The 13,083-nt window shown below is 59.0% G+C and carries 7 protein-coding genes; 4 read left to right on the plus strand and 3 right to left on the minus strand.

Annotation, left to right across the window (positions count from 1 at the left end):
* Window position 1: 1 nt before the first annotated feature.
* The 4 genes from KVT38_RS03365 (at window position 2) to KVT38_RS03380 (ending at window position 8,464) form a co-directional block, all read left to right on the plus strand.
* A complete protein-coding gene (locus KVT38_RS03365; protein WP_217592277.1) occupies window positions 2-892 on the plus strand; it encodes a carbohydrate ABC transporter permease in 891 nt (296 codons plus the stop codon).
* Between the two features lie 64 nt (window positions 893-956).
* The gene (locus tag KVT38_RS03370; protein ID WP_217592278.1) at window positions 957-2,498 is read left to right on the plus strand and encodes an extracellular solute-binding protein; all 1,542 of its coding nucleotides are present in this window, start codon (window positions 957-959) and stop codon (window positions 2,496-2,498) included.
* A gap of 12 nt (window positions 2,499-2,510) precedes the next feature.
* Window positions 2,511-3,557 carry a glycoside hydrolase family 130 protein gene (locus KVT38_RS03375; protein ID WP_217592279.1) on the plus strand — a complete coding sequence of 349 codons (1,047 nt, stop codon included), beginning with the start codon at window positions 2,511-2,513 and terminating at the stop codon, window positions 3,555-3,557.
* Window positions 3,558-3,655: 98 nt separating this feature from the next.
* Window positions 3,656-8,464 (plus strand): polysaccharide lyase family 8 super-sandwich domain-containing protein, encoded by a 4,809-nt coding sequence (locus tag KVT38_RS03380; protein ID WP_217592280.1) that lies wholly within the window; start codon window positions 3,656-3,658, stop codon window positions 8,462-8,464.
* A gap of 656 nt (window positions 8,465-9,120) precedes the next feature.
* Here KVT38_RS03380 and KVT38_RS03385 read toward each other — a convergent pair.
* The 3 genes from KVT38_RS03385 to KVT38_RS03395 all read right to left on the minus strand — a co-directional run.
* Complete coding sequence (locus KVT38_RS03385) at window positions 9,121-10,890, minus strand: right-handed parallel beta-helix repeat-containing protein (protein WP_254638940.1); 1,770 nt, start codon at window positions 10,888-10,890, stop codon at window positions 9,121-9,123.
* A gap of 440 nt (window positions 10,891-11,330) precedes the next feature.
* The gene (locus tag KVT38_RS03390; protein WP_217592281.1) at window positions 11,331-11,483 is read right to left on the minus strand and encodes a hypothetical protein; all 153 of its coding nucleotides are present in this window, start codon (window positions 11,481-11,483) and stop codon (window positions 11,331-11,333) included.
* A 170-nt stretch (window positions 11,484-11,653) separates the two neighbouring features.
* Window positions 11,654-13,083 (minus strand): MMPL family transporter (locus KVT38_RS03395; protein ID WP_217592282.1); only part of this gene is annotated, 1,430 nt, incomplete at its 5' end.

Consider the following 13,083-nt stretch of genomic DNA (forward strand, 5'->3'; position numbering starts at 1 on the left):
CATGCAACGACGTTCGAAAACGAGTATCGGCGATCGGCTCGTCAACGGTTCCGCTTATGCGATTACGACGCTTTTCGCCCTCTTTTGCTTGATTCCGTTCTGGATGGTCATCATCGGCTCCTTTACGGACGAGAGCAGTCTCAGAGCGGAGGGCTTCAAGCTGATCCCCAGCAAGCTGAGCCTGTACGCCTATGAATTTTTGCTGCGCGGCGGGCAAGTGTACCGAAGCTATCTCGTGACGATCGAGACGACCGTCATCGGTACGCTTACAGCGGTCCTGATCAGCGCCATGTTCGCCTACGTGCTCGCCCATCGCAAGATCAAGTACAAAAATGCGTTGTCGTTTCTCACCTATTTTACGATGCTGTTCGGTTCGGGACTTGTCGGCTTTTACATTCTCGTCGTCAACTGGCTGCATTTGAAGGATACGCTTTGGGCCTTGATCCTGCCGTATCTTCTGAACCCGTTCAATACGTTCGTCCTCGTATCGTTTTTCCGTACAGTGCCGTACGAGCTGAACGAAGCCGCGACGGTCGACGGCTCGGGCGAATGGCGGACGTTCTTCCGTATCATCCTGCCGATCACGACGCCGGTCCTCGCCACGACGACGCTGCTGTACGCCTTGCAGTACTGGAACGACTGGTGGCTCGCGCTTTTGTTCATCGACGACTACACGCTGCACCCGCTTCAGATCATGATTCGGCAGCTCATCTCCAACATGAACGCTGCGGCTTACATTCAGGGCGCGTCGACGGGCCAGCTCCAGCAGATCCCGGCCTACGGGGTGCAGCTGGCGACCGTCTGCGTGACGATCGGTCCGATCGTGCTGCTGTATCCGTTCCTGCAGCGCTACTTCGTCAAAGGGCTGACGATCGGCTCGGTCAAAGGCTAATTCGGGCTATAACCGGCAGTATTCGGTTGAGCATATAAAGAAACATTCCAGGGAGGCAATCGAAATGAAAAGAAAAGTGATGCTGCTGGCGTGCTTGACGGCGCTGACCGCTACAGGCGCACTGGCCGGCTGCAGCGGCGGCGATGACAACGACAACAAGGAAGCGACGGGCTCAAGCCCTGCGGGCACGCAGCAAGCGCAGACGGATGAAGCGCTTAGCCCCGCCACGTTAAAAATTTATATTCCCGGAGACCGGCCCAAGGATATGGACGCCGTCATCGCCGAGGCCGAGAAGCGGATGGAAGGCACGCTTAACGTCAAGCTTAACATCACGTTTATTCCATGGTCGGATCTGGACAACAAAACGTCGCTCGCGCTTGCTTCCGGGGAAGCCGTCGACCTGATCTTCGATGCGCCGTGGCTGCATATGAACAAGATGGTCGCCTCCGATACGTACGAGGATCTGGAGCCGCTGCTCCAGCAGTACGGCCAGACGATACTGAAAACCCGGCCGCAGGAAATGTGGGACGCGAACAAGTTTAACGGCCATATTTACGGCATACCGCTTGGCGTCTCGCAATACCAGATCAAAGGCTTCTACATCCGCAAAGACCTGAGAGAAAAGTACGGCATGCAGCCGCTGAAAACGTTCGACGATCTCTCGCAGTATCTGTACAAGGTGAAGGAAAACGAGCAGGGGATGAGTCCGCTGACGACACTCGTGTCGACGGACCGCATCACGAACGCGTATCCTTTCTATTTCGATTCGGCCTACGACGTGAAGCAGGAAATTCCCGAGATGTATCCTTTCTTCTATAAGAAAAACAACGACGGAAAAATCTATACGCTGTTCGAAAAGAAGGACGAGGGCATCTGGTCGGGCATTCAAGGCATGCGCAAATGGTATCAGGACGGCATCGTGAACAAGGATAACCTGGCGGTGCAGAACGAGCGGGATTTGTTCACGGCGGGCAAAACGGCGGCGATCACCTCCGCGGACGTCGGCATCCCGTCATCGATCCAGGACGCCGTCGGCAAGCTCGGCGGGTCGGCCGAATGGGTCACCTTTATGGATCCGTCGCAAAAGTACCAGACCGACTTCAAGCAATGGAACTTCATCAGCGTGCCGAAAAGCAGCAAAAACAAAGAGCGCGCCATCATGTTCCTGAACTGGGCGAACGAAAAAGAAAATTACGATTTGCTCAGCTACGGTCTGGAAGGGAAAAACTGGGAGGCAGTCGGCGAAGACGGCTTCAAGGCGCTGAACGGCGATTATCCGAACTTCGGCTTCGACTGGATCTGGAACCCGACCAACGAACGCTACGACGCGTCCCTGTCGCCGGACGAGCTGAAATGGTGGAACTGGGCGAAGGACGCGGCCAACTTCACGAAGTCGAAGGATTCCGGCTTCACGTTTAATCCGGAGCCGGTGCTGCAAGAGATGGCAAGGCTGAAGGCGAACTCGTACGTTTATCCGATTCTGCTCGGCACGCTCGATCCGGACAAATCCTTTGCCGACTTCGAGGCCAAATACGGATCGGATCTGAAAAAAATTCAAGCGGAATATCAAAAGCAGCTGGATGCGTATCTGGCGGCGCAGAAATAAGGAGATTCGAAGATGGCCTTGAGCAGGTTTGCGCACAATCCGATCGTAGCAACGAACGACGTAAAGCCGATCTATCCCGATTTTCAAGTCGTCGGCGTTTTTAACGCGGGGGTGGCAACCTTCGGAGACGAGATTATTTTATTGCTGCGGGTCGCGGAGATGCCGATTCAATCCGACGAAGATCAGGTGCTGGTCCCCGTGCTGAGCGAGACAAACGGCGAGCTGGAGATCGTCCGCATCGCCAGGTCGGACGACCGGTACGATCTGTCGGACTCGCGCGTGATCAAGCAGCGGGGCAAGTTCGCGTACCTGACCTCCCTCTCCTACTTAAGGATTGCGCGCAGCTCGGACGGCATCCGCTTTACGGTGGACCCGGGTCCGGCGATGCTGCCGGACGGCCCGCTGGAGTCCTGGGGCATCGAAGACCCGCGGATTACGCAGATCGGCCGTCAATATTACATCACGTACAGCGCGATCTCGTCAAAGGGCGTGAGCGTCGGCGTCGCCGTGACGGAGGACTTCGTGACCTTTGCGCGAACCGGCACGATGCTTCCTCCCGAGAATAAAGACGTGGCGATTTTCCCCGAAAAAATCGGCGGCAGCTACTATGCGCTCCATCGGCCGGTGCCGAAGGCGATCGGTTCTCCCGAGATGTGGATCGCACAGTCTCCCGATCTCGTTCATTGGGGACGGCATCGGCATCTGATCGGCCTTCGGGAAGGTCAATGGGACGGAGGGAGAATCGGCGGCGGAGCCGTTCCGATCCGGACGCACGAGGGCTGGCTTGCCCTGTACCACGGCGCGGACGAGACGGACCGCTATTGCATGGGCGCGCTGCTGCTGGACCTGGCGGATCCGGCCCGCGTGATCGCCAGATCCCGCGTGCCCATCCTGGAGCCGGAAGCGGAATACGAGGTGAACGGCTTTTTCGGCCGGGTCGTCTTCTCGTGCGGCGCGCTGCTGCTCGATCGAACGATCCGCATGTATTACGGCGCCGCGGACGAAGCGATGGCCGGCGTGGACATCCCGTTGACGGACATTTTCGATACGCTGCATTAACAGACTGAAGGCAGTGCGAGCTGCCTTCTTTCTTCCAACGGTTGGAAAGCGCTATCAAACGATCGATTAAAGTTACGTTTAAAAAGGAGTGCATGGGCATGACTGGACAAATACATAGGCTGGCGAAAAGGTGGATCTGTCTCCTGCTCGCCGGCGCGATAATCTCTTCCTTGTGGCTTTCCCCGTCCGCATCGGCGGCCGATCCCCAATCCCCGAACGCTGCGCAAGAGAACGCGGATATCAAGCGGATGAAGCTGCGGATCGTCGACTTTCTGATCTCCAAGGATATTATCAACGACGGCACGAACGGCCGGGTCGAATGGACGTTCAAATCGCAGGCCGCTTCTTACTTAGCCAGCCAGAAGCCGGACGGCAGCTGGGCGGACGTCGATTATGCGAGCAAGCAGTCGGCCGCCAACGGACGCGGCTGGCCTTCCTACCTGGCGCTGGACCGGATGCAGTCGATGGCTGCGGCGTTCGCCGATCCGAAGAGCCCGAGCTACCATGGCGATGCGATGCTGGACGGCATCAAGCGGGCGCTGGATCACTGGTTCACGGTCAAGCCGACCTCCACCAACTGGTGGGAGAACACGATCGGCACCCAGTTAAGGCTGGAGAAGATCGCGGTGCTGTGCGAAGGCTACCTGACGGCGACGCAAGCGGCCAATATCGTCGGTACGCTGGACAGCAGCCCGAACACCGTCGACGGCGCCAATTCGTCCTGGTACAACCAAAATTACATGTATCGGGGCTTGCTGCTGGAGGATGCCGCCATCGTCCGGGACGCCGTGGAGGCGTTCAACATCCTGTCCAAGGTGACGAAGACAGTGACGGGCATCCAGTCGGACATGTCCTTTTTCCAGCACGGCAAAACCAACTACACGACGGGTTACGGCAGAAGCTTCGCCAGAGACATGTCGTTCTGGGCCTATATTACTTCGGATACCGTCTTCGCCTACAGCGAGGCGGCGATCGACTCGCTGTCGTCCTACCTGCTTGACGGCACCCGGTATCTGGTGAGAGGCGACGTGGCCGACCTGGGCATGGGGATGAACGGACCGGACTGGCCAGACTACGAGAGCGCGGCTTTGACCTTCTATGAAGATCCGATGCAGTGGATGGAGGCGGCCAATCCAAAGCGGTCTTCGGAGTTCGCGAGCTTCCTGGACAACATTCGCCGGATCGGCACGAGCACAAGCAACGGACTGAACGACAACAATATGACGCAATGGCAGACGCTCGTCTCGTCCCATATGCGGTCCGACTACGGCATTACGGTCAAAATGTCCTCCAGCACGGTGAAGGGCGGCGAATGGAGAACGATCAATCCGGGCGGCTACAACCTGCTGTACTGGACGCCGCAGGGCGCGACCGCCATTCAGCGGACGGGCGACGAATACAGGCCGGTCTATCCGTTGATGGACTGGATGCACGTTCCGGGCACGACGGCTCCTTACGTACTTACGAAGGACGGGAATTTCAACAATCCCCGGACGTTCGTAGGCGGCGTGACCAACGAGCGCTACGGCGCCACCGCCTTCGACTTCAACAAGCTGAGCACGAGCGGCAAAAAGGGCTACTTCTTTTTCGACGACGAAATGGTGGCGCTCGGCGCGGGCATCGCTTCCACGAACGCCGCTCCGATCCATACGACGTTGAACCAAAGCATGGCGGTCGGCGACGTGATCGTGGACGGCCAGACGATGGCGGAAGGGACGAAGCAGGCGAACGGCAAGTGGGCCTACAACGATCGGATCGGCTATGTATTCCCGAATCCGACGGATTTTCAAGTGAAGCTGGAGACGAAAACCGGCAAATGGAGCGACGTCGTCACGGGCAGCTCGACGGAATCGATCACGAAGCCGCTCTTCTCGATCTGGCTCGATCATGGCGTAAAGCCGACCGGCGCTTCCTACCAGTACATCGTGCTGCCGGACAAATCGGCCGAAGAGGTCGGCAGCTACGCGAACGACAATCCGATTCGCATCCTTTCGAACACGGCGTCGGTTCAGGCCGTTCGGCACGAAACGCTGCGCCTGTCGGAAATGCTGTTCTATCAGCCGGGAACGGTAACGGTAAGAGACGGGCTGACGGTTGCGGTGGATAAGGCCGCCATGGTGATCGTGGACGAGTCCAAGACGCCTGCCCGCATCTCGGTCGCCAATCCCGAGACGCCCGGCATTACGGTGAACGTGACGCTGGATCGGGACGGGGAAAAGACGACGACGACCTATCGGCTCGGCAAAGACATCTTCGCCGGCCGAAGCGTGACCCTGAACGAGGGTGCCGCCCTCGACGACAGCGGATTCGACCTTGCCTACACCAAAGGCGCGGCGGCATCCTCCAGTCAAGGCAAGCAATTCGCCTCGAACGCGACGGATTTGTACAGAACCTCCTTCTGGCATTCGAACGCTTCGGACGACGAGTGGCTTTACGTGGATTTGCAGGACCCGTATACGATCAATAAAGTCCGATTGAAGTGGGAGTCGGCCTACGGGAAAAGCTACAAAATTCAAGTGTCGAACGATGCCGTCGCCTGGACGGACGTCTATGCCACCTCGCTGGGAGACGGCGGCATCGACGACATTTCCTTCAATAAGGTAAACGCCAGGTACGTCCGCATGCAGGGCGTAAAGCAAGGGACCGCGGACGGCTATTCGCTGGCCGAATTCAACGTCTACGAGGCGGTGGCGCCCAATCTCGCGGAGGGCAAGAACGTGACGGTCAGCTCGACACGGGCGGCCGACGTATCGGCGGGCAATGCGGTCGACGGCTCGCTGACGACCCGCTGGGGATCCAACTATTCGGATCAGCAGTCGATTTACGTCGATCTGGGCGCAAGCCAGACGATCGCGAAGGTCGTCTTGCATTGGGAGGCCGCGTACGGCAAGGAGTATCAAATCCAGGTATCCGACAATGCGGCGGATTGGACGACCGTGTACAGCACCGCGAACGGGGACGGCGATATCGACGAGATCTCCTTCGAACCGGTAAATGCCCGATACGTCAAGATGAACGGCATAAAAAGAGGGAGCACCTACGGTTATTCGCTCTGGGAATTTAAAGTGTACGGCGCCGAGACTGCGGAGCGGATTCCTGCACGGGTCGAGCTGAAGGCGTCGCCGTCTTCCGCGACGGTAGGCGAAGACGTGTCCGTCTCGGGCGTCGTATATGACGGCGACGGGCTTCCGATATCCGGCATGGCCGTCGAAATTTCGGCAGCGCCGGGAAGCGCCGACACCGTCCGCGCGATCACGGACGAAAACGGCGGGTTCAGCCATGTTTACGCGGCGCCGGGGGTTGCCGGCGACATGACGATCTCGGTCGTTCTGCCTTCGAGTCCGTCCGTGACGGGAACGATTGTCGTGCCGGTGAAGTGGGCCCAGCAGGTGCCCGTTGGCATCAAGCTGCAGGCGACGCCGTCTTCCGTGGCGGTCGGCGGGGCCGTGTCCGTGACGGGAACCGTATACGACGGCGACGATCTGCCCGTTCCCGGCGCAGAGGTCGAGCTCGCGGCTTCGGCGGGCAGCTTCGAACCGGTTACAGCGATTACGGACGCGAACGGCGAGTTCAACGCGATCTTTAAGGCACCGTCCGTCGCAGGAGAGGTGACGATTACGGCCGCTTCGGCCGCGAATCCGTCCGTGGCGAATACGATTGCCGTTTCGGTCCATGATGACGTGCAAGTGCCCGTTCGCATCGACCTGCAGACGATGCCGTCTGCCGTGACGGCGGGGGGCGAAGTGTCTGTCTTGGGCGTTGTCTATGACGGCAACGATCTGCCTGTCCCCGGCGTAGAGGTCGAAGTCTCGGCCTCGGCGGGCAGCGTCAAGAACGCCAGGCTGGTAACGGATTCGAACGGCCGGTTCGGCACGGTGTATACGGCACCGTCCGCAGCCGGAGAAGCGAAGATCACAGCCGCCTTGACCGCCTATCCGTCCGTGACGAGCGCGGTTAAAGTGTCCGTCGGCCAAGCCGAGCAAGTGCCTGTCCGAATCGACATGCAGGCTGCGCCATCCGCCGTGTGGACCGGAGACGAAGCGACCGTGACGGGCATCGTAACGGATCGCGACCGTCTGCCTGTGTCCGGCGTAGAGGTTGAACTCGCGGCTTCATCGGGCAGCATTCAGGCGTCCAAAGCGACAACGGATGCGAACGGCCGGTTCAGCGTGCGCTTCACGGCGCCGTCAACAGCCGGAGAGGCGACGATCACGGCAGTGTTATCCGCTACAACGTCCGTAACCGGCAAAATAAGCATTTCCGTCCACGAGCGTCCGAACGGAGGAACGATCGTGACGCCGCCGGTCAAACCCGACGAGCCAAGCGATGGCCCGGACACGCCGGACGTTCCAGGCCGCGAGTTCTCGGACATCGCCGGTCACTGGGCGCAAGCGAGTATTATGGAAGCCGCAAAAAGAGGGATCATTACAGGTTATCCGGACGGCTCGTTCCGTCCTTACCGCACGGTGACGCGCGCCGAATTTGCGGTCATGCTGGTCAAGGCGCTGAAGCTTCAGAACGAAGCGTCGGTTCTGTCCTTCAACGACGCGGACCGAATCGGCCAGTGGGCCCGGACGGCCGTTGCGCAAGCCGTAAGCATGGGACTGATCCGGGGCGACGCGAACGACAACTTCCGTCCGGACGCGCCGCTCACGAGAGCGGAAATGGCCGTCATGCTCGCGAGAGCGTTGAGCCTGACGCCTGAAACGGCGTCCGCGGGCTTCGCTGACGATCGCGACATTCCGGCCTGGGCCGTCGGCGCGGCTGCAGAGATGAAGAAGCTGGGCATCATGCAGGGCAAAGGCGGCAACGGCTTCTTCCCGAAGGACGTCGCGACGAGAGCGGAAACGGTCGCCGTACTGCTCCGGATGCTAGAGGCGAAGGAAAAGGAACAGGAAAAAGAATAGCAATAAGTGCCATTCCCTTCCTCGACATTTTTCGAGGAAGGTTTTTTTTCTTAAAGTAGCAAAACAGCAGGCGGGGAGTGTGGGGCGATAAGTGTTCAAAAGCAGTTAATCGTCGCGCTAAACCGGGCCGGGGGTGAAATAAGTGTTCAAACGCAATTAATGAGATCAAAATCGGACCAAAACGTTCGAAGTTGACAATTTAACTGCGCTTTAACACTTATTCCATTCAGGACGTCGCGATCAAGGGAAATAACGGCTTTTTAACAGCTATCGGGCAGGGGACAGGGCGCAAGCGCAAGGCCACGAGTGCAAGGCAGCAAGCGCAAGGACACGAGCGCAAGGACGCCAAGCCCGCAGGCTTGGCGTTGTTCATCGTTCACGATGGACTCTATCGGCCTCGGAATACTCGCAGTCCCGTCAGTAACGCTTTGCAGCGTTTCTTCTGCCGAGAGTACGACGCAGATCCATCATGTAACGCTGTGCAACACCTCTTCAGCTAACGGTCGACTACTGGAACAACTTTTAGGGAACTATGGGGAAAGCTCCGGTCGACATCTTCGACAAGCCGCTTCCGCCCGCTCCGACTCGGTCGTAAGAAAAGCAAAACACCAATCCGGCGGCCCGGATTGGTGTCGTGCACCTTCTGTCTGATTCGCTTAGAAGCCGATATTGTCGAGCAAGTGGATCGTACCGTTTTTGAACGTCGTGTTGGCGCCTTTGTCGTTGATGAGCGTATTGCCCGTGAAGTAAACGTCCTTGATCTGACCGTCGCCCCATACGCCGATTCCGCGATGCGCGGCGTTTTTGATGATGTTGTTCGTGAAGGTAACGTTGTCGATTACGCCCGTCGAGGCGTAGACGAGCACGTTCGGATGGTTCTGGGGCTCCTGGATGCCCGTATGGTCGACCGTATTGCCCTTCACCGTGACGTTGTTGACGTTGGCCGTATTGTAGGAGCCTTCGCAGGCGATATAGATGCCCGCCATTTGCGTATCCTTGACGGCGTTGCCTTCGATCAGCACGTCTTTGCCGCCGACGACGGAGATGCCGCGCGCTTTGGAGCCGTATCCGACATCGTTGTTGCGGATCGTAATGTTGTGAACGGCCGGCTCGTCGTAGCTGACGACCGCGATCGTATCGTCGCCGACGCCCTTCACGAGGTTGCCTTCGACTACAATGTCGCTGCTGCCGTTTGTCATATGAATGCCGTCGGCGCCGGTCGAATCGACGACGTTGTTGGAGATGCGTCCGCCTTTGGCTTCATAGGTAACCAGAATGCCGGCCGTGCTGGATTTGTAGACGTACACGCCGTCGATGACGAAGTTCGTGGCGCTGCGGACGGTGATGCTGTTCTTCTCGTTGGCGCCGTTGCCCCGTGCCACCGTCGTCGCATACGTATGCTTGATGCCGGTCAGCTTGACGCCGTCGCCCTTGATGTCGATCGAGCCGTTCTGCGGATCCGTGGAGATGAGCGTGGTCTTGTCCATGCCGGCGCCGCTCAGGCTTACGCCGTCGAGCGTCAGGATTTTGCCGAGCGTGAAGTTGCCGGCCGGTACGGTTACGAGCTTGCCTTGCGTCTTGGCCTTGGTCGCGCAGGCGGCGAAGGCGGCGTAGTCGTCCTTGCCGTCGTCGGCGATCGCGCCGCAGCTCGTCACGTCGATGCCGGCGTTGGCCGGCGTTGGCGTTGCTGTTGCAGCCGGAGTGGCCGTAGGCGTCGGAGTAGGCGTAGAAGTTGGTGTAGGCGTTGCAGTAGGAGCAGCAGTAGGAGTAGGCGACGGCGTAACGGTAGTCGGCTTGGCGATCGGCGTAGCGGTCGGAGTTGGAGTAGGCGTCGGCGTGGCGACCGGCGCATCCGACTTGAATTCGATCGTCGGGCTCCAGAGCGCGTTGTCGCCGACGGAGGTATTTCTGCGATTGACGATAAAATAGATCGCCGTTCCCTTTTCGACGGGGACGCTGCCGACGCTTTTCGGCGCGTAGCCTTTTACGAGTGTCAACGTATTTTTCCACAGCATCTTGCTGTCCTTCAGCACCGTGACGACAATGCCGTCTCCGAGCTCGGAGCTTCTGGACACCTCTCCGGTGATCGCGATCGTGCCTTTGCCCGGCGACACCCACTTCAGAACGGAGTCGGCATTTTCGGACGGTTGCAGCTGATTCTTGGATACCCAGGGATAAGCGCCGTTCGACGGCTGCCAACGCTTGTTGTCCGCGTTATAGACGAGATCTGTGTAAACGGAGCCTGTGAGCGATTGATAGTACCATTGACGCTCGCCTTGCGTATGATTAAAATCGGCGGCTGCGGAGAAAATTTGTGAGGTATTGCCGGAAAGCGCATAGGCCGTCTTGTCGGCAGAGGAGGAGAAACCGTAGACGACACCAAAGGCCGTAACAAGCGCTAATGCCACCGAGCTGAACTTTTTCAAGAAAAAACCTCCATCGTGTGTTTGAATGTTTGAGAAGGTGGGTAAAGACCTAATGTTAGGTCTGTACATGGAATATCGGCGGGACAAACGACGGTATGAAGACTTTGGCAACGCCTGGCGGGTGCCAATTTATTCCTGCTGCTTTTTGTCGTGTCTTGTTGTGCCGTGTCTTGTCGTGCTACGCTTATGAATATACCATCGCTCCCGCGTCAGCCATATCCCCTGACCTTCTCATTGTTGCCGTTCCTGCGCCTATCCCCCAATGTTCCTATTGCGCGGCATGGACCTCCTAAAAAGAGCTCCGATATAGGAATGCATTTCCTATAGGCGGGGCGATGAATCCTATTATGTACGAACGCGCAAAAGGCTGCCCCGACATGGGACAGCCTTTTCTTTGTGCAAAACATATTGGCTTGGAGGGCGTGCATCGCTGCGTCTGCTTAGCCTTTGCGGCTAGGCAGCTTCGTCACGGACCCGGTGCCCGGAGATTGCTCGGAAGCGAATTCCGTGTCGCTTTGGGAAGCAGCGGGAATTTTGTTCGCTTGAACGTTGGCGCCTTGACGGGTCGTTCCGTTTTGCTTGTTGTTCGGCATGCGTTGCACCTCCCGAGCTTGGAATGGAACAGCGTACATAGGTTGCCGAGCGCGACGGCGAACTATGCCTGAAGCGAACATGCAAATTACGGTCGAAAAACCGCCTGCAGCCAGTGAAGGCCGCAGGCGGTTGTAGGCGTTGCAGGACGGCGTCGTTGTTCGTCGGGCGATCAGTTTTCGCCCTTCGCTTTAAGCTGGGCGAGCAGCTTGTCGCCTTCGACGTCGAGATTCGGCAGGATGCGGTCGAGCCACTTGGGCAGGTGCCAGGCGGCATTGCCGAAGATCGCCATGACCGCGGGGACGAGCGCCATGCGGACGATGAAGGCGTCGACCAGAATGCCGATCGCGAGCGCGAAGCCGATCTGCTTGATCATGATGTCCGGCGCGAATATAAAGCCGGCGAAGACGGAGACCATGATGACGGCGGCTGCCACGACGACGCGGCTGGCTTGTTCGTAGCCGTGCACGACGCCGTCGATCCCTTTATGGCCGTGAACGTACGATTCGCGCATCGAGCTGACGAGGAACACCTGATAGTCCATCGCCAGTCCGTACAATATACCGGTTACGAGGATCGGCATGAAGCTGAGCAGCGGCCCGCCGGTGTCGAAGCCGAACAGCGCATGGAGCCAGCCCCACTGATAGACGGCCGTCGTGATGCCGAACGTGGCGAGCACGCTGAGCAGGAAGCCGACCGTCGCCTTGATCGGCACGATGATCGACCGGAAGACGAGCAGCAGAATGATCAGCGACAAAATTACGATAATAACGATGTATACCGGAAACGCCTCCGCCAGCTTGGCGGACATGTCGATATTGATGGCGGTGAAGCCCGTGACGCCGAGCTTGACGTCGCTGGCCTTTGCAACCGGCGAATCCGAGTCGCGCAGCGCCTGCACGAGATCCTTGGTCGCATCGTCGTTCGGCCCGGTCGTCGGGATCACGGTGATGATGCCGATATCGCCGGTTTCGTTGATGCCCATAGGCGAGACGATGGCGACGCCTTCCTGCTGCTGGATGCCCTGAACGATCGCGCCCAGCGTCTCCATCGTGATCTTCCCCGATTCGGCGCGCGGCTCGGCGACGAGCAGCAGCGGGCCGTTGTAGCCTTCGCCGAAGCCCGCGGAGATGGCGTCGTAGCTCTGGCGGGCCCCGGTGTCCAGGTTCGCCGTCGCGCCGGACGGAATGCCCATCTTCATATTGGCGACCGGAATCGCGGCGAAGCCGAGGACGACGACGACGAGCACGACGACAAGCCAGCGCGCCTTGACGATGCCCTTGACCCAAGCATGCGCGAAGCCGTGCTTTTCGGAACCCGCAGCGCCTTTATTCGCCCGTGCCTTGGCGGAGCAGATGCGTTCGCCGATCAGGCCGAGCAGCGCGGGCAGCAACGTCAGCGCGATCAGCACGTTGACGAGGACGGTCGCCGCGGCGACGAGCGCCATGGCCGACAGGAACGTGATGCCGATGACGAGCATGCCGCAAAGGGCGATGATGACGGTCAGGCCGGCGAAAAAGACGGCGCTGCCGGCCGTACCGATCGCGCGGCTGGCGGCTTCACGGGCGCTTAATCCCTGGTCGATGATCATCCGGCGCTGCC

The sequence above is a fragment of the Cohnella sp. GbtcB17 genome (assembly GCF_019091135.1).
Classification (GTDB): Bacteria; Bacillota; Bacilli; order Paenibacillales; family Paenibacillaceae; genus Cohnella.

Bases quoted from the DNA above. Each gene is read 5' to 3' on its own strand.
- KVT38_RS03365 (WP_217592277.1), top strand. From the start codon at position 2: ATGCAACGACGTTCGAAAACGAGTATCGGCGATCGGCTCGTCAACGGT.
- KVT38_RS03370 (WP_217592278.1), top strand. From the start codon at position 957: ATGAAAAGAAAAGTGATGCTGCTGGCGTGCTTGACGGCGCTGACCGCT.
- KVT38_RS03375 (WP_217592279.1), top strand. From the start codon at position 2,511: ATGGCCTTGAGCAGGTTTGCGCACAATCCGATCGTAGCAACGAACGAC.
- KVT38_RS03380 (WP_217592280.1), top strand. From the start codon at position 3,656: ATGACTGGACAAATACATAGGCTGGCGAAAAGGTGGATCTGTCTCCTG.
- KVT38_RS03390 (WP_217592281.1), bottom strand. From the start codon at position 11,483: ATGCCGAACAACAAGCAAAACGGAACGACCCGTCAAGGCGCCAACGTT.